At 55.4% G+C, this 18,480-nt stretch carries 13 protein-coding genes and 3 rRNA genes; 4 read left to right on the top strand and 12 right to left on the bottom strand.

Annotation, left to right across the window (positions count from 1 at the left end; genetic code table 11):
* Window positions 1-108 precede the first annotated feature (108 nt).
* A complete protein-coding gene (locus tag L9H78_RS09765) occupies window positions 109-1,317 on the top strand; it encodes an MFS transporter (RefSeq protein ID WP_249619964.1) in 1,209 nt (402 codons plus the stop codon).
* Here the strand turns inward: L9H78_RS09765 and L9H78_RS09770 are convergent.
* The gene (locus tag L9H78_RS09770) at window positions 1,314-2,972 is read right to left on the bottom strand and encodes a TM0106 family RecB-like putative nuclease (protein ID WP_249619965.1); all 1,659 of its coding nucleotides are present in this window, start codon (window positions 2,970-2,972) and stop codon (window positions 1,314-1,316) included. The two genes, L9H78_RS09765 and L9H78_RS09770, sit on opposite strands and share 4 nt — an antisense overlap.
* A gap of 86 nt (window positions 2,973-3,058) precedes the next feature.
* On the opposite strand from L9H78_RS09770, the gene L9H78_RS09775 reads away from it, so the two are divergent.
* Entirely contained in the window at window positions 3,059-3,694 is a 636-nt protein-coding gene (locus L9H78_RS09775) for a DUF6474 family protein (RefSeq protein ID WP_249619966.1), read from the top strand.
* Window positions 3,695-3,703: 9 nt separating this feature from the next.
* On the opposite strand, the gene L9H78_RS09780 is transcribed toward L9H78_RS09775, so the two are convergent.
* Window positions 3,704-4,342 (bottom strand): LuxR C-terminal-related transcriptional regulator, encoded by a 639-nt coding sequence (locus L9H78_RS09780; protein WP_021353445.1) that lies wholly within the window; start codon window positions 4,340-4,342, stop codon window positions 3,704-3,706.
* 53 nt (window positions 4,343-4,395) lie between these two features.
* Entirely contained in the window at window positions 4,396-5,718 is a 1,323-nt protein-coding gene (locus tag L9H78_RS09785; protein ID WP_249619967.1) for a sensor histidine kinase, read from the bottom strand.
* A 109-nt stretch (window positions 5,719-5,827) separates the two neighbouring features.
* Between L9H78_RS09785 and yidC the strand changes: the two genes are divergently transcribed.
* A complete protein-coding gene (gene yidC, locus L9H78_RS09790) occupies window positions 5,828-7,090 on the top strand; it encodes a membrane protein insertase YidC (RefSeq protein WP_249619968.1) in 1,263 nt (420 codons plus the stop codon).
* On the opposite strand, the gene L9H78_RS09795 is transcribed toward yidC, so the two are convergent.
* The 4 genes from L9H78_RS09795 to L9H78_RS10560 form a co-directional block, all read right to left on the bottom strand.
* On the bottom strand, window positions 7,087-7,713 hold the full coding sequence (locus L9H78_RS09795; RefSeq protein ID WP_249617832.1) for a TetR/AcrR family transcriptional regulator: 627 nt from the start codon (window positions 7,711-7,713) through the stop codon (window positions 7,087-7,089). The two genes, yidC and L9H78_RS09795, sit on opposite strands and share 4 nt — an antisense overlap.
* A 187-nt stretch (window positions 7,714-7,900) precedes the next feature.
* Window positions 7,901-8,158, bottom strand: a complete 258-nt coding sequence (locus L9H78_RS09800) for a GlsB/YeaQ/YmgE family stress response membrane protein (protein ID WP_249617833.1) — start codon at window positions 8,156-8,158, stop codon at window positions 7,901-7,903.
* A 3-nt stretch (window positions 8,159-8,161) separates the two neighbouring features.
* On the bottom strand, window positions 8,162-9,058 hold the full coding sequence (locus tag L9H78_RS09805) for a universal stress protein (protein WP_249617834.1): 897 nt from the start codon (window positions 9,056-9,058) through the stop codon (window positions 8,162-8,164).
* A 230-nt stretch (window positions 9,059-9,288) separates the two neighbouring features.
* A complete protein-coding gene (locus L9H78_RS10560; protein WP_283775212.1) occupies window positions 9,289-9,420 on the bottom strand; it encodes a hypothetical protein in 132 nt (43 codons plus the stop codon).
* 18 nt (window positions 9,421-9,438) lie between these two features.
* Here L9H78_RS10560 and L9H78_RS09810 point away from each other — a divergent pair, with 18 nt between their 5' ends.
* Window positions 9,439-10,443, top strand: coding sequence for a pseudouridine synthase (locus tag L9H78_RS09810; RefSeq protein ID WP_249619969.1), 1,005 nt, complete (start codon window positions 9,439-9,441; stop codon window positions 10,441-10,443).
* Between the two features lie 10 nt (window positions 10,444-10,453).
* Here the strand turns inward: L9H78_RS09810 and crtI are convergent, their stop codons facing one another.
* From crtI to L9H78_RS09835, 5 genes are all read right to left on the bottom strand, one after another.
* Window positions 10,454-12,151 (bottom strand): phytoene desaturase family protein, encoded by a 1,698-nt coding sequence (gene crtI / locus L9H78_RS09815; protein ID WP_249619970.1) that lies wholly within the window; start codon window positions 12,149-12,151, stop codon window positions 10,454-10,456.
* Window positions 12,148-13,086, bottom strand: coding sequence for a phytoene/squalene synthase family protein (locus L9H78_RS09820; RefSeq protein WP_249619971.1), 939 nt, complete (start codon window positions 13,084-13,086; stop codon window positions 12,148-12,150). Before L9H78_RS09820 ends, crtI begins: the two co-directional genes overlap by 4 nt.
* Before the next feature lie 123 nt (window positions 13,087-13,209).
* Window positions 13,210-13,328: ribosomal RNA gene (gene rrf, locus L9H78_RS09825) — 5S ribosomal RNA — on the bottom strand.
* A 139-nt stretch (window positions 13,329-13,467) separates the two neighbouring features.
* A 23S ribosomal RNA gene (locus L9H78_RS09830) occupies window positions 13,468-16,520 on the bottom strand.
* A 377-nt stretch (window positions 16,521-16,897) separates the two neighbouring features.
* A 16S ribosomal RNA gene (locus tag L9H78_RS09835) occupies window positions 16,898-18,413 on the bottom strand.
* Together the 16S, 23S and 5S rRNA genes form the textbook arrangement of a ribosomal RNA operon.
* Window positions 18,414-18,480 lie beyond the last annotated feature (67 nt).

Below are 18,480 nucleotides of genomic sequence, written 5' to 3' on the forward strand. Positions count from 1 at the left end.
CTCGTTTTCTTCGGCTTTTGCCTAGGTTTCCATTGTCTCGTGCCCTGAAGTGCCAGGTCTAAAACTCTTCTTCAACCGCATAGTGAAAAACGTGGCACCATGTAATATATGGCACAAACAGTACCCGCACGCGGCCTACAACGGGGAGAACGCAACTACCGGTTAGCCACCGTCGCGGTCCTGGCAGCGGGGCTGGCCGTATTCAACGGGCTGTATGTCACCCAGGCTATGCTGCCTGCGCTTGTCGACGCCTTCGACACCACACCAACCGTCGCAGCGCTGACAGTCTCCGTCGCCACGGGAATGCTGGCAATCTGCGTGGTTCCGGCCTCGATCCTCTCGGAGCGCTTTGGCCGCAACCGAGTCCTGATTATCTCCGCCATCGCGGCCTCGCTCATCGGGCTGACGCTTCCGCTCGCCCAAACCATCCACCAACTCATCGCCTTGCGGTTGCTGCATGGTGCTTTCATCGCTGGCACGCCCGCGGTGGCCATGGCTTGGCTCGCTGAAGAGCTCGACCACCGTTTCCTGGCCCGCGCCATGGGCGTCTACGTCGCAGGTAATTCCGTCGGTGGGCTCACCGGCCGGTTGCTCCCGTCGATGCTGCTAGAAGTCACCGACTGGCGCGTAGCAATCTTCTGTGCATCCCTCCTAGCTCTCGGCTTCGCCATCATCGTGGCGCTCACCCTGCCGCGCCAGCAGTTCTTCGAACCGAAAGCCCTGCGGTTTCGCACCGAATACGAATCCATGGTCACGCACTGGAAAAACCCGTCGCTGGCAGCCATGTTTCTCATCGCGTTCTTAGCTATGGGCGTGTTCGTCTCGCTGTATAACTTCCTGGCCTTCCGCTTGATCGACTATTTCGAGCTCTCCCCAGGCATCGTCGCGCTAGCATTTTTGGCCTACCTCAGCGGCACTTACTCGGCAGCCCGGGCAGGCGTGCTGGCGGAAAAATTCTCCCGCGGCACCGTGCTGGTGTTTTCCACCGCAGCATTCATCATCGGACTGCTCCTTACCGCCACCCCGTGGCTGTGGCTTAGCCTGACCGGCTTGCTGATTTTCACCGCATCCTTTTTCGCCGCCCATTCCATCGCGTCCGGCTGGGTTGGCGCCATCGCAGAGCACAACCGCGCCGAGGCGTCCAGCATGTACGTGCTGTGCTACTACCTGGGTTCGTCGGTCGTCGGCGCGCTGGCCGGCTTGATTTTTACTGCCCTGCCGTGGTGGGGTTTCGTCGGCACGCTTGCGCTGTTGGCCGGTGCGATGCTGGCGCTTGGTATTTTCGCGCACGTCAAGGAAACACCTAACGCTGACTAGCGAACACTCCGCATCCGCGGCACGCCCGGCGCACCCACGCACAACCAATCCCGCACCACCCGCGTGGCCTGGCAATCGCCCTGGTTATAACCCAAAAGCTGCTCCCGGCAGCGGGTTGCCTCCGGCCCATCGCCCACGGCTTTCCGGCGCGCATTCACCGACTGCTCGCCATCCACATCCTCGTCTGGCCAACGCTGCCCGGCCGTCGCCGCCACCTGCTTGAGTCCCATGCCTGCGGTATCGGCCAAAAACTGCTTGGCATAGCGGAACACATCCACCCACTGCTCAGAGGCAATAAACGCGCTGACCTCTTCCATGCTCGGAATACCTGGCTGGCCTGCAAAACGTCGCGCTGACATGCGCATCCAATGGTTTTCCCCATGCGCGGAGTAGCAATATGCCCGAAAGCTAAGGCCCACCGATTCTGCTTGCCGACGCCGCTGGCACAGATATTCCCAGAACTTCGCGAAATTCCGGGTTTCTGCCGCCCCACCGAGCTCGTCCCAGGTGACAAACGGGTGGTAATCCGCGCCATCCCACACGCCCCACAAGTACGCGCCTTGGTCGAGGTAGGCTTCCATGTCGATGTCCAGCTCGACGTCGGCACGCGGTATCCGCATCTCTTCTGCTGGCCTGCGGGCTAAAAAGGTGATTCCACGCCGCCACGCATCCGCCAACTGGGCATAATCACCGGCCACAGCGGGATCAGCCCGGCGCAGCGCCTCGACAGTGGTGATCCCACGTTCGCGCAAGTAATCAGCCCGATCACCCGATAAAAACAGACTGATGTCGTCGGTGGCCTGCAACTCTTGCTCGCAATAAACCCAAAACCGACAGCTCGCGCATTCTTTTCGACGCCGCGGCCCCTGTGGTAATTCCTCCGGTTGCACAGCAGCAAGCGCATTCGACAACCCTCGCTGGAACCGTTGGGTATCCATCAGGAAAATCCGGCGACGATCCTGCCCGATCAAACCACCACGACCGGTAGCCAGCCCGAGTTCGTCGAGCGCACGTGCTGCCAGGCCCAACCGATAACCGTCAACGGAATGCTGACGCAAGGCAAATTGCTCGATGATGGGTTGGCCCAGCCCGGCGCGGTGAGTGGGAAGAACGGCTACCGCGCCACCGGCTTTTTCTCGCGCCACGCGGTGGTTGCTGACCATCACCGGCAGGTACGCGTTGTCCCCGGTGCGCACCAGAGCGTCGACGGAAACTTTCCACTCCACAGGTGTGTTGCCGTCCTTGCAAGCCTGCCCGTTACGCGGAATATCAGCCCCGCCAGGCGTACCCATGCCTCCGGCGGTGTCCCCGGTTTCAGGATTGCCCGTGGTTCCTGCCAGCACCGCACCGGTCACCAGATCCGGCTGCCAAGCAAGGGCTTCTAAGGTGTCAAACTCCCGGCGTTCCACCGCCGCAGCATCACCAGCGGGCAGCGGACCTAAATCTATTCGCCGGAAATTCCGGCGGCGGCCGTCGCCAAGCGCGGGGGCTACCGGCAATAAAGCAGCCACCTCCGCCCGGGCATCGGCGCTGCGCAACGCACGTTCTTGCGCAGCTTCCGTCGCCGGGGTCTCGGGGTAACGGCGGGCTTGCACCAGGCGATAATGGCAGCCGACGAGGTCATGCGCTTCCACAAAATCCCGACGGCTGATCACAGGTGGTCAGCCTAGTCGAGACCACCAGGTATTGTTGAATCAGCAACAGGTAAAAATACGCAATTTTCAGCAAAGGTGAGCACACCATGGGCTTGATGAAGTCACTCCGTAAGCGCCGTAGCGATGCCAAAGCCGCCGTCAAAGCCGCCAAGGCCCGCGCGAAAGCAGAGATCAAAGCTGATTCGAAGGCACGCGCACGCCGCGAAAAGCTGCTGGCGAAGCAAAAACGCGCGATTATTAAAGACGAAAACAAGGGCTTGAAATCCAAACGCAAGCACCAAGAAAAGATGGCGAAGATGGAGCTGGATAAGCTGCAAACCGGCAAATTCAACGCCGATAACGTCAAGCGTTTCGCCGGTGCTTCCCGCGTGCTGCTGCCGCTGGCGCTGCCACTCATTTACCGCGGTATTACTGCTGCACAGGATCAGTTCAGCAAACGCACCGCACAGCGTTCTGGTGTCACCCCAGAACAGATGGCGCGGTTTAGTGGCCACGGTGCGGATTTGAAGGCACGCATCCAGGGCATCCGCAATTCGCTGCAGGACACCAGCGTGAAGCCAGGATACAAACGCGATATTAACGAGCGCTTGGACGAGCTGAAAGCAGCCGTCGACAACGCTGAGTTCATGACCGACCAGCAGCGTCGTCGCGCGCACCGCAGCGTCAGCAACGATATTGACTTAATCACCGAAGATATTCAGCGCAATATCGCCGAAGGATAACACGCGCTGTTAAAGCACTCCCTGCTCCCGGGCAGCGGCCACCGCCGAGGTTCGGGAGCGCACACCCAGTTTGTCGTAGATGTGCACCAGATGTGATTTCACGGTGGCTTCCGACAGCATCAGCTCAGTGCCGATGTCGCGGTTCGACGACCCCGAGGCCACCAGCTTCAGCACCTCCAATTCACGCGGGGTCAGCGAACTGCGCGGGGTGCGCACGCGCGTCATCAAACGATCCGCAACCACCGGCGACAGCGCAGAATCGCCTTCTGCTGCTGAACGCACCGCAGCCAATAACTCCGCCGGCGGGGAATCTTTCAACAAATAGCCCACTGCCCCGGCCTCAATCGCACCGAGGATATCTGCGTCCGTGTCATAATTCGTTACCACCAGTACTTTTGGTGGGTGTGGCACTGAAGTTTTAATCGTGCGCGTGGCTTCTGCCCCACCAGTTACCCGGTGACCTTCCGCGCCAGCGCCAAATCGAAGATCCATCAACAGCACGTCAATGCCACCAGCATGCGCGGCAGAAATCGCGGCCTCGGCGGTGGCAACTTCGCCAACAACTTCGATGTCTTCCGCATCATCCAAAATTGCGCGCAGCCCAAGGCGCACGATCTCGTGGTCGTCTGCCAGCAAGACTCTGATCATGGTGGACAACTACCCCTTTTCTGACGGTTACTTAGCTTTATCTTACTCCCCGGCTATTCCGTGCACGGCATCGTCACCGATACCGCGGTCCCGCGCCCAGGTTCGGTTTCAATTTCCATCTGTCCGCCTTGCTCGGCGGCCCGCTGTCGCATAGCTGCCAAGCCCACATGCCCCAACCCACTGGGGCGCTTGTCGACGTCGGCAAGATCAAAACCAGCTCCATTATCCACCACGTCCAAACGCACTATGTCCTCGTCGTAAGTCAGGGTAATGCGCGCCCGGCTAGCCCCAGCATGCTTGACGACGTTGCCGGTCGCCCCCTGCGCGATACGCAACAACGCGGCCTCGGTTTTCATCGGCAGCTGCCGCGCTGTACCGTCCACCTCTACGTCAATGACGATCTCGCTGGTGTCTGCCCAATTCTGCGCAACACGTTCCAAGGCTTGTTGCAAGGAAGTCTCCGCCAATGTGGCCGGCTGCAACGCGGCGATCATGGCCCGGGCCTCTTGCAAGTTATCAGCGGCCACGGTGCGAGCAAGTTCAATGTGGTGGCGCGGTTGAGACGAATCCACTGCCTCATCGCCCTCATGCGCTGCGTCGATACGATCTAAGCCCCGGTCCGCCGCGTGCAGCAACATTTGAATGGAGGACAACCCCTGCGCCAGGGTGTCGTGAATTTCGTGGGCGATACGCTGGCGTTCGGCATTAATCCCGGCTTCGCGTTCGGATTCCGCTAGCTGCTCACGAGTCTCCATTAACTCATGGATCAACTGCGCGCGTTGGCGGCTGATGTGGGACAGCGTCGTAAAGGCAAAATAGATTGCGACGGTAACAATAGCGGAGACCGTCGGCCCCATGATGCCGCCCAGAGTAAGCCCCGACGGTATCTGCATGATCACCGTGATGCTGGTGGCAAACATGACGGAGACAATCCCACGCACCCCATCGAGCACCCGCAGAAACAAAAAGAAAATAGTAAACGCCAGGTAGGCTCCCATGGGGGTGACGAACATAATCGCCATCCACACAGCTAGGAGACCGAAAAGCCAAAATAGTTGGACGCTTTCTTCTTTCTCATCCAGATACACCGAACCGGCGAAATAGATTGCGGCAAAAGCAGTGTACAAAATGAGGTTCAAACTGGCTTCGGGCAACGGCATACGCAATGAACCAACCACACCAACCACTAACAACACGGCGGTGAGTACATGAATGCCATCACCCAGCACATCACGATCAGCTACTACATCGGCAATCGCGGCCTCTGCCTCTGCCGCGGAATCAGGCGTCACCGCTACCGAGCGCGGTACACGTAAATCGGGTTCGGACTCAACTTCAGTACCACCGTTTTTTGCAACAAGATCCGGGCTGCTCATGCCCACAGCTTACCCAGTGCAGCCGTACGGCTAGACTTTAAACGGCCGGTATTTTTCTGCCTAATCCCCGGCAGAAACGATCCTCGTCGGAAGGAAGCGCGCTCTTTCTATGGAAGCTTTATATGACTTGTTCATGTACCCGGTTTCGGCGGTCATGAAACTATGGCACCTGATCTTTCAAAATATCTTTGGGCTAGAAGACTCCGTGTCATGGCTGGTCTCCATTCCATTTCTCATCGTCACTGTCCGCGGGCTGATCGCACCACTGACCTGGTATTCCGCCCGTTCTGGGCGCGTCATCGCATTACTTCGGCCGCGCCTAAACGCTCTTGAGGAACAATACGCGGAAGTAACCAGCACCGACGAGATTCGCGAATATCAAAAGAAAAAACAAGCGCTTTACGACGAATACCGTTACAGCCCAATAATGGGGTGTATACCGCCATTAATCATGATTCCGGTTTTCATCGGTTTATATCGGCTGCTGTTGTTAATGGCGAACCCGCTAGAAGGCGGTTCCGGACAAGCAGGCGCTGCGGGCAGCTCTGGCGCAGAAATGGGCATTGTGCCGGCAGAATCAATCGGCTTATTAACTGCCGCGGAGGTCAGCGATTTCCGCCACACAGAATTTTTAGGCATTCCACTTCCGGCATTCGCCTCGATGGGCCCAGACCTAGAGCAGGCCTTTGGTATTAGCACCGCGGAAGTCGTTTCTGGGATGATGCCCGCGCTGCTATTGGCTATTGCTTTTACCACGATCAACTTGGTGATCAGTACCTTCCGCGCGTTCTATACCACTGAATGGTCGAATGCTATCGCGCGCCGGTTATTCAAATTCTTGATCATGATGTCGGTGTTTGTGCCGATCATGCTGTTCTTTGTCGCTTTTAACGTGCCGATCCCTTGGGCCATCATTATTTATTGGTTCATTAATAACTTGTGGACGTTGGTGCAATCACTCTTGTTCATTGTGTTGGTACGTGTGCGCTACCCACTGCGAGAAGAGCATCACGAGGCTCGACGTGAGTCACATCAATTGTTCCGGCAGCGGAAAAAGGCCCGTAAGCAGAGCAAACGGGAACGCAAACAAGAAAATAAGCGTGCGCGAAAAGATCCGGAGTATGCAAAAGAGCTCGCCGCCACCCGCGCAGAAAAGCAACGCGCTGCAGAGCAGGAGCGTGCCGAGAAAAAGGAGCTGCGGAAAAAGCAGCAGCAAGCGCGACTAGAGATTGCGCGTCAGCGTCGGGCGGAAAAGGCCGAAAAGAAGGCTGCCCAGGCTGGGTCTGCAAATGCCGACGCTCCGCAGGATACGACTACCGAAAATACCTCTAGCGACGCGAGCGATACTCCAGGGGAAGGTGGGCGCGACTAAATCGAATAGTCCGCTGGTGGCGCCGCTAACATCTGCCGCGCCAGGTCTCGTGCTGTCACCAGCGGGTTGATGCTGCGGGTCAGGCGTGCGCCAGCAAGCCCGCCATCGAGGAAAATAAGCAGCTGCGAGGCCTGGGTTGCGGACGGGTAGCCATTTTTCTCGTTTAACAGCGCGGTCATGGTGTCATGCACCCAGCTACGGTGGTTCATGCACGCAGAAATGATTTGCCGTTCAGAGTCAGTCTCTGGCTTTGGATATTCGTTAGCTGCGTTGAGAAAGTGCGAGCCGCGAAAATCCTTTTTTGGTTCATCGTCGATGGCTTTATCGAAGAAAGCCAAAAGCTTGTCTTCCACATTGGTGAGTTCTGCCGTGCGCTGCTGCCAATCTTCCCGAAAGTCCTCATCAAGTTTCTCGATATAGGCGGTTACCAGCGCGTCTTTGGAACCAAACAACGAATATAGCGAGGCTTTGGCAACATCTGCATCGCGTAAAATCCGGTCAATACCGATCACGCGAATGCCTTCAGTGTCGAAAAGTTTGGTGGCAGAGTTGAGCAACCGAGTGCGGGGACTCGGGCGGTTCTGGCGACGGCTAGCCGTCGTCTTCTTCTTAGCGGTGCTCACTCCGGCTCCTTCCTGTTCTCAGCCGCATGCGCGATCAGACCACGCACCTGCACTAGTCGGTCTTCATACAATATAGACCACCCGGTTCAGTTTGCGCGCACTAGTGGGACTTTTGAATTCAGATTCTGGTCACTAAAAAAGCCAGCCGGTAGAAACCGACTGGCTTAGTGCAGCTACTTTCGCAGCATTATTTCTTAATCGCATTCAGGATAGACAGCAGAATCACTGAACCAAGAATGGCTGTGAGCAGGCTGAACCAGAAACCACCGCCGGCAGCATCGAAGCCGAGCAGGCTCAGTAGCCAACCACCGAGTAGACCGCCGACGATGCCGACAAGGATGTTTCCGAAGAACCCTTGGCTAGAATCTTTAATCTTACCGGCGATCCAACCTGCCAAACCACCGATAACAATCCAGGCGATAATTCCCAAGCTAAGGGTTTCCATTTTTTACTCCGATTCTGGGCGAACAACCATCATTGGGCACGGCGCGGATTGCAACAGTGCACGAGAAGTCGATCCTAGCAGCATTCCTTTGAATCCGCCGCGGCCATGTGAACCGGTCACCAGCAGCTGAGCGTCTTCCGCGTTTTCCGCCAACGCCCGCACCGGACGATCGCGAGTCACGACCTTCTTCACCGGTACCTCTGGGTACTTCTCCACCAAAGCAGACAAACGCTCATCCATCATCTGCTTTTGTTCTTTTTCAGTTTGTTCCCATTCCTTCTGTGCAGCAGTCAAGCCTGCCAGCGATGCCTGCACCTGCATATCCATCCAGGTGTTGATCGCAATCAGCTCAGAGCCACGGGCGTGCGCTTCGGCAAAAGCGTATTCCGTAGCTTTTTGGGAAACTTCAGAACCATCTACGCCGACGACGACTGGGCCATACTTGGAGGATTCGGTAACTCCGGAATCTTCCCGAACCACCACGACTGGGCAGGTGGAGTGGGAAACTACCGCAGCAGAAACAGAGCCCATAACCATGCCAGACAAACCGCCCAGACCGCGGGAGCCCAAAACAATCATGGTGACGTCATTGGACATCTCCAATAGCATGTCAATCGGAGAGCCCTCGGCAACCGTGTGACCGATCTTAATTTCAGGAGCCACTTCCAAAGCCAGTTTCCGCGCGGCTTCAATTTTGTCTAAAGTTTCGCCTTGCAGCTCGTCATAAAGCTCTTTCGGCGGAGCCATGCCTTCTGCATACAAAAACTGTGGCATCGTGTAGCTAGAAGCCAGACGTAGAGGAACGCCACGCTTTGCCGCTGCATTTGCTGCCCAACGGACAGCCTCGTTGGAAGCTTCGGATCCGTCTACTGCTACTACAATGATATCTTCTTTGGACATTGTGACCGCCCTTTCTACAGGTCGTTTTCAGCCATAACTGGTGAATACCTCTGACCGAACCTGATATGAGCAAATCCGGCGAAAATATCCCTTCCACCACCCAGTATAACCGCGATCACCGCCACTGTCTGTAGATTTACAATGCACACAACGGCTTTTTCGTGCGCTTCATCGCGTCCGAAACCACGGCCCTGTAAGGCGACAAGGCGTGGGAAAAGTGGGGAATACTTTTACTTGTGTGCAGCTTCCGAGTTAGCTGGGTAGAAAAGCTGGAAAATGCTGTGCAGTACCCGTGAGATGGTGGCGCCAATTTCAGAGGCAAAGAAGTTGGTGATTGGTTCTAATAATGCGTTCAAATCCATAACGATATAATAAACGACATGCGCCGAAAGTCCACCCCATTACCCATCAAAGATGGTCTGAACCCCACGCGCATCCGCATTCAAGGCGCCCCACCATCCGGGATTCGAGCTGTCGATGCCGTCGCTGAGGTGATCTTTTCCCAGAGACATCGCCACCCAGACGATAATTGGGAGGCGATTTATCAACGCTTTCGCGATCACGAGGTAGTACGCCACAACGGCGCCCCACTTTCCCCCGACGAGCTGCTACCTGAAAATTGTGAAGTCTTCTTCTACAAAACCCCTGCCCCGGAAGCCGAAATTCCCTATCAACTCACCATAATCCACCGCGACGATGATTTGCTGGTGGTCCACAAGCCACCTTTTATGGCTACGATGCCGCGGGCTCGCCACATTGTGCAAACCGCGACTGTGCAGTTGCGTCGGCTCACCGGTATCCCGGAGATTTCTCCTGCTCACAGACTGGACCGTTTGACCTCCGGGTTGGTCGTGTTCACTACCCGTTCCGAACTGCGCGGGCCTTATCAAACGCTGTTCGCGCAACGGCAGGTATCCAAGGTGTACGAGGCCGTCGCGGCTTATAATCCAGAGTTGGCCAGCTCGCTTGCTCACGACGGTCGGCTTAGCTGGCGTTCCCGGCTAGAAAAACACCCTGGCGAATTGCAGGGCCGCTTCGTGGAAGGCGAAACCAATGCGATCACCTATGTAGATGCCATCACTCCGTGCAGCCCGGCAGAACAAACCGAGCTGGAAAAAATCCACGGCTCGCAGCAACCATTGGCGCGTTACCGGTTGGCCCCAGTCACCGGCAAAACACATCAACTGCGCCTGCATATGTGGGCGGCAGGAGTACCCATCTTGGGGGATCCTGTTTATCCGCGGATATACAAAGAGGACGAAGAAGATTTTGCGGTGCCCATGCATCTCATCGCCCGGGAAATCTCTTTCACCGATCCGTTAAACGGTCGGCAGCGCAGTTTTCGTACCGAGCTAGGGGTGCTCGATACCTTGCAGCAAAGTTAAAAATTCGCTTTTAGTGGCTGCGATTTCGCTTGCAGTGGCTGCCATGCAGCACTTCGTCGGCAAGCATGGGACGGGAATCTGTCCGCCCATCGATACGTTTGAGAACATTTTCGGCCGAAATCAGGCACATCGGCACCCCCACCCCGGGCGCGACAGTCGCACCGGCGTAGTAAAGGTTGGAGAGTTTTTTCGACTTGTTCTGCGGTCGAAACATCGCGGATTGCCCCAGCGTGTGCGCCGGGCCGAGAGCACCACCGCGCCAAGCATGGAAATCCTTCGCGAAATCTCCTGGCGCGAGCGTATGCCGCACCACAATTCGCTCCGCCAAATCATTAACGCCTGTCACTTGGGCAATCCGAGCCACAGCCTTGTCGACGATAGCTGTTACCGCCGGTGATTCCTGCTGCGCAAAAGCAGCATTATTGCGTTCGTCGGCATGATCGCCGGAACCATAGCCAATCCCCAGATCGGGCGCTGTAGGTACTAGTACAAAAAGATTTTCGTGACCGGCAGGGGCCACTGTCGCATCGGTTGCCGAGGGTTTACACACGTACAGCGATAACGAACTCTTATTTTCGGGAAGCGCGCCGGCTGCGGAAAATACTGCAGAAAAATCTTTCTGCCACTCCGGGGACAGCAGCAATGAATGATGAGCTAATTCTGGTAGCGCTCCGCGGATGCCCAGCATAGCCAGTACGACGCCGATCCCAGGGTCTTTTTTCGCAAAATACGTTTCGGGGTAACTCTGGTATCTGCGAGGAAGCAACACAGTTTCAGTGTGGTGCAGGTCTGCCGTGGACACCACGAGGTCAGGGTAATAAGTCTGGCTACCGTCCGCTGTCCGCACCTCGACACGTTTGATGTGAGCTTTACCCGCCTGTGCACCGGAGTGAAACGTGCTGCGGTTCTGCTGGCTGTTGCGCCGTGGGCTGTCAGAGCGATCCGCGCAATCCAGACGAACAACCTCGGATCCTAATTCGAAGCGGACACCATGCTCGTGGGCCAATTGTGCGACCGCATCTACAATAGCCCGGAAACCACCGGTTGGATATCGCACTCCCAGCTCCAGGTCGGTGTGGCTCATCAAGTGGTACATACTCGGGGCCGTGCTTGGTTGGGTCGAAAGAAACACCGCTGGATATTGCAGAATTTTACGCAGACGGTGGTCGTGAAATTGCTTCTCGACGAACTGCTGTAGGGGAACAAGCAAGAACCGGAGCAGGTGCCCGGAACGGCGCAGGACCTCTGGGTGGAAAAACGCAGACGGTGAACGGAAGGTAGTGTACAAAAAATTTCTGAGGGCAACGGAGTAAACCAGGTGCGCGGATGCCAGGTAACTACGCAAGCGTGCTCCTGCCCCTGGCTCAATCGATTCAAATAACTCCGCGACCTTGTCTGCCCCACGGGGCACATCGACGTATTCGCCGACGTTTGTCCACACGCGGTAACCTGGATCAAGCACCGACAGTGATAACTGCGCGGCGGTACTCGTACCCATGATGCGGAAAAATTGGTCGTATGCTTCTGGCATCAAATACCACGACGGCCCGGTCTCAAACCGAAACCCGGAGTCGGATATTTCGCCAATTCTGCCGCCAATGGTCTCATTCTTGTCGACGACCGTGACCGCAAACCCGCGCCTTGCCAGAAGCGCGGCGGTAGCGAGCCCGCTGATTCCTGCGCCTATCACCAGCGCTTGAGCTTTCATGCGCCTACCTTCCGGGTTAGTTTGTGTAGCGCGGCACCATAGCCGGAACGAACTATTGCCTGACTGACTATACGGGCTTTTATGGCTTTCGGGACTGATAATCTGCGTTTATTGGCACCTGTGCCGATGACGGCTTCCGGGTTCCGGGAGAGTTTGCGTGCTAGTTCCAGGTAAATTTCGGACGCCGCGGCTACCGCCGGTTGCACTCTGGGAGGGAGTAATTTGATCGTTTGTGCGCCCGCTAGCAGATCCGAGCGAGTTTCTGCCAGGATGCTGTTGAATGCTTCTTCTGCGGACGGCGCGGACAAGCAAGGGTAATAATCGCGCCGGCGAGTTGTGGTGTCTTCGGCGTAGTCTCTGAGGAAATTGATTTTTTGGAAGCCAGCACCGAGACGTTGCGCCCCTTCCTGTATCCGTAGCCAGGTAGTTGAATCTGGGCGTGGTGTCTCGGAATAAAAAATATCGAGGCATAACAGCCCGATGATTTCTGCGGAGCCATAAATGTAGTCTTTTAGCTCGGAATCAGTGAAGCGGGTTGTGGTTAGATCCATGCGCATTGAGCGAAAGAATGCTTGCAAGTGCTCGTCGGAGAATCCGCACCGCCGGGCAGTATTGGCATAAGCGTGCACGATGGGGTCAGTATGGAAGCGTTTGTGCGGTGCGCTAAGAATTGTTTGTTCGTAAGAGGCTAGCGCATTGTTCATGCATTGAGTATTGCCCGAGAGATAGTTTGCTTTGCGCAGGGTCCCATCAACTATCTCATCCGCGATTCGGACTACCGCATAAAGGTTCCGGATGTCTCGTCGAATCGATTTTGGATACAGGCACGTCGCGATATGAAAGCTGCTTGAGTATTGTTTTATCACGGAGCTGGCAGCTTTGTTAGCGGTGGCATCGTAGAGGGTTAGGGAATCATGACTGACGTTGTCGTTCATCCGTCACCTCTCTATATTCAAGAATCTAACTGCGGATATGTTTGTGGCCCGTGAACCAGGCACACCACAACGATGCACCCAACCACGGGCCAAACAAACCAAAACGAACATGAAATTATATAGTGTCGGCAGCAACCTACTCTCCCACACCCTCCCGAGTGCAGTACCATCAGCGCGACGCAGGCTTAGCTTCCGGGTTCGGAATGGGACCGGGCGTTTCCCTGCCGCTATCAACCACCGACACAACCAACCAGACAACACACAAACAAACATGTGCCCGTCAACCACACAACACGGCGTGGTGTGTCAAACACTGCATAGTGGACGCAAAACACAACAAAAATCAATCTCTCATGAAAAACACCAGCCAACAAAACCGGTGTGTTGTAGTAGTTCGGTGAATTAGTACCAGTCACCTCCACGCCTTACAACGCTTCCAGATCTGGCCTATCAACCCCATAGTCTCTAGGGCACCTAATAACGAAACCTCATCTCAAAACAGGCTTCCCGCTTAGATGCTTTCAGCGGTTATCCCTTCTACACGTAGCCAACCAGCCATGCCACGGGCGTGACAACTGGCACACTAGAGGTGTATCCATCCCGGTCCTCTCGTACTAGGGACAGCCTTTTTCAAGTTTCTACGCGCGCGGCGGATAGAGACCGAACTGTCTCACGACGTTCTGAACCCAGCTCGCGTGCCGCTTTAATGGGCGAACAGCCCAACCCTTGGGACCTACTCCAGCCCCAGGATGCGACGAGCCGACATCGAGGTGCCAAACCATCCCGTCGATATGGACTCTTGGGGAAGATCAGCCTGTTATCCCCGGGGTACCTTTTATCCGTTGAGCGACACCACATCCACAAGTAGGTGCCGGATCACTAGTCCCGACTTTCGTCCCTGCTCGAGCAGTAACTCTCACAGTCAAGCTTCCTTGTGCACTTACACTCAAAACCTGATTGCCAACCAGGCTGAGGAAACCTTTGGGCGCCTCCGTTACTCTTTAGGAGGCAACCGCCCCAGTTAAACTACCCACCAGGCACTGTCCCCAACCCAGATCATGGGCCAAGGTTCAGGTATCCGATCAAGCCAGAGTGGTATTTCAACAACGACTCCACACACACTAGCGTGCACGTTTCACAGTCTCCCACCTATCCTACACAAGCCAAACCGAACACCAATACCAAGCTATAGTGAAGGTCCCGGGGTCTTTTCGTCCTGCCGCGCGTAACGAGCATCTTTACTCGTACTGCAATTTCACCGGGCCTGTGGTTGAGACAGCAGGGGTCTCGTTACGCCATTCGTGCAGGTCGGAACTTACCCGACAAGGAATTTCGCTACCTTAGGATGGTTATAGTTACCACCGCCGTTTACTGGGGCTTAAATTCTCCGCTTCGACCCAAAAAGATCTAACAGGTCCTCTTAACCTTCCAGCACCGGGCAGGCGTCAGTCCATATACATCAACTTAACGTTTTCGCATGGACCTGTGTTTTTGATAAACAGTCGGACCCCTCTATTCTCTGCGGCCCCACCAAGCAAAACCCGGTGGGGCTCCCCTTCTCCCGAAGTTACGGGGACATTTTGCCGAGTTCCTTAACCACAGTTCACCCGAACGCCTTAGTATTCTCAACCTGACTACCTGTGTCGGTTTAGGGTACGGGCCGAATATGCACTCGCTAGAGGCTTTTCTCGACAGCATAAGCACACCACATTCACCCAAAAAAGGGCTACGCATCACGCCTCAGCAAAAAGTGCCCGGATTTACCTAGACACCAACCTCAACGCTTACACCAACAATCCAATAAGCGGCGTGGCTGCCCCACTGCGTCACCCCATCACTTGGACCACAGATCAGGCCCCACAAACTCAACCCATCAACACACTCAAAAGAGCAAAATCAATGAGTCTCACACGTGGTTAGTATCACTGCTTCACCATTGACGCACACACTCGGGTACCAGAATATCAACTGGTTATCCATCGACTACGCCTGTCGGCCTCGCCTTAGGTCCCGACTCACCCTGGGAAGACGAACTTGACCCAGGAACCCTTAGTCATCCGGCGGTAAGGATTCTCACCTTACAATTCGTTACTCATGCCTGCATTCTCACTCGCACACAATCCACACGTGTTCACACTCATGCTTCACCTCATGCACGACGCTCCCCTACCCAACAAAAAGTTGCCGCGGCTTCGGCGGTGTACTTGAGCCCCACTACATTGTCGGCGCAGAACCACTCGACCAGTGAGCTATTACGCACTCTTTCAAGGATGGCTGCTTCTAAGCCAACCTCCTGGCTGTCATCGCGATCCCACATCCTTTTCCACTTAGTACACCCTTAGGGGCCTTAGCCGGCGATCTGGGCTGTTTCCCTCTCGACTATGAAGCTTATCCCCCACAGTCTCACTGCCGTAGAACACTTCAATGGCATTCGGAGTTTGTCTGATGTTGCTAAGATGATAGTCCCGCTCAACCAAACAGTAGCTCTACCTCCACCAAGCTAACCTACGACGCTGCACCTAAATGCATTTCGGGGAGAACCAGCTATCACGGAGTTTGATTGGCCTTTCACCCCTACCCACAGCTCATCCCCGCAGTTTTCAACCTACGTGGGTTCGCGCCTCCACAACCTCTTACAGCTGCTTCACACTGGCCATGGGTAGATCACCCCGCTTCGGGTCCAGGACATGCCACTACAACACCCTCATTAGGATTCGCTTTCGCTACGACTACCCCACACGGGTTAACCTCGCGACATGCCGCTGACTCGCAGGCTCATTCTTCAAAAGGCACGCCATCACACAACAAAAGGTGCTCTGACGGATTGTAAGCACATGGTTTCAGGAACTATTTCACTCCCCTCCCGGGGTACTTTTCACCATTCCCTCACGGTACTATCCGCTATCGGTCACACTAAGTATTTAGGCTTACCGGGTGGTCCCGGCAGATTCACGGCAGATTCCACGAGCCCGCCGCTACTCGGGAAACAACAACCAACACGCACATGCCTTCAACTACAGGACTCTCACCTACTCCGGTGGGCCATTCCAAACCACTTCACCTAACACGCACGCACCAGCACAGCCATGGTAGTGACTGAACAATTGCTCCCAACAACCCCACACATGCAACCCCTACCAGGTATCACACACATGCAGTTTAGCCAACATTCGCGTTCGCTCGCCGCTACTAACGAAATCACTATTGTTTCCTTCTCCTACGGGTACTGAGATGTTTCACTTCCCCGCGTAACCCCCATACTGACTATAAATTCACCAGCAGGTGACTGCGAACAACCACAGCCGGGTTTCCCCATTCGGACATCCTCGGATCAACGCTCGATTGACAACTCCCCGAGGCATAACGCAGCCTTCCACGTCCTTCATCGGCTTAGCATGCCAAGGCATCCACCATGTGCCCTTACAACACACAACAAAATAAACACAAAAGAAAAAAATTACAGCACACACAACACAACAAAAGCTGCATCATGCGCACAGATGCTCGCGTCCACTATACAGTTCTCACACACCACACCAACCACAACCACAAGCAAACACAAACCGTTCACCCACAGCCATGATGGTCAACGAACAACACACAAGTGCTGCCCGAGACACCCAACAACGTGCCAACACACAAAAAATGATACCCACTCAACCAAGTGAAAACAGAATGCAAACCCACAAACAAAAAATAACAACGCTGCAACCCACACACCCACATACAGGTGCATGAACAACAATCACAGCAAAAAACACTGACCACCCACAACTGTGGAAACAATCAGTGCACAATAAAAACTCCTTAGAAAGGAGGTGATCCAGCCGCACCTTCCGGTACGGCTACCTTGTTACGACTTCGTCCCAATCGCCGATCCCACCTTCGACGGCTCCCTAAACGAGTTTGAGCCACCGGCTTCGGGTGTTACCAACTTTCATGACGTGACGGGCGGTGTGTACAAGGCCCGGGAACGTATTCACCGCAGCATTGCTGATCTGCGATTACTAGCGACTCCGACTTCATGGGGTCGAGTTGCAGACCCCAATCCGAACTAAGACCAGCTTTAAGCGATTAGCTCACCCTCACAGGCTCGCTGCGCATTGTACCGGCCATTGTAGCATGTGTGAAGCCCTGGACATAAGGGGCATGATGACTTGACGTCGTCCCCACCTTCCTCCGAGTTAACCCCGGCAGTCTCTCATGAGTCCCCACCATAACGTGCTGGCAACATAAGACAAGGGTTGCGCTCGTTGCGGGACTTAACCCAACATCTCACGACACGAGCTGACGACAGCCATGCACCACCTGTACACCAGCCACAAGGGAAACTACATCTCTGCAGCGATCCGGTGTATGTCAAGCCCAGGTAAGGTTCTTCGCGTTGCATCGAATTAATCCACATGCTCCGCCGCTTGTGCGGGCCCCCGTCAATTCCTTTGAGTTTTAGCCTTGCGGCCGTACTCCCCAGGCGGGGCGCTTAATGCGTTAGCTACGGCACAGAAACCCCAAAAGGCCCCTACACCTAGCGCCCACCGTTTACGGCATGGACTACCAGGGTATCTAATCCTGTTTGCTACCCATGCTTTCGCTCCTCAGCGTCAGTAACTGCCCAGTAACCTGCCTTCGCCATCGGTGTTCCTCCTGATATCTGCGCATTTCACCGCTACACCAGGAATTCCAGTTACCCCTACAGTACTCAAGTCAGCCCGTATCGCCTGCACGCCCACAGTTAAGCTGTGGAATTTCACAGACGACGTGACAAACCACCTACGAGCTCTTTACGCCCAGTAATTCCGGACAACGCTTGCACCCTACGTATTACCGCGGCTGCTGGCACGTAGTTAGCCGGTGCTTCTTCTCCAGGTACCGTCACAAAACGCTTCGTCCCTGGCGAAAGGAGTTTACAACCCGAAGGCCGTCATCCCCCACGCGGCGTCGCTGCATCAGGCTTGCGCCCATTGTGCAATATTCCCCACTGCTGCCTCCCGTAGGAGTCTGGGCCGTATCTCAGTCCCAATGTGGCCGACCAACCTCTCAGTCCGGCTACCCGTCGCCGCCTTGGTAGGCCATTACCCCACCAACAAGCTGATAGGCCGCGGGCTCATCCTACACCGAAAAAACTTTCCACCACACACACTAAAGTGCGGTCCTATCCGGTATTAGACCCAGTTTCCCAGGCTTATCCCAGAGTGCAGGGCAGATCACCCACGTGTTACTCACCCGTTCGCCACTCGAGTACCTCCGAAAAGGCCTTTCCGTTCGACTTGCATGTGTTAAGCACGCCGCCAGCGTTCGTCCTGAGCCAGGATCAAACTCTCCATAAAAAATCAGAAAAAGAGTCTGATAACCTAGTCAAAAAACTACAAAAGAAAAATCAAAGAGCAACACTTA

The sequence above is a fragment of the Corynebacterium pseudodiphtheriticum genome (genome assembly GCF_023509295.1).
Taxonomy (GTDB): Bacteria; Actinomycetota; Actinomycetes; order Mycobacteriales; family Mycobacteriaceae; genus Corynebacterium; species Corynebacterium pseudodiphtheriticum.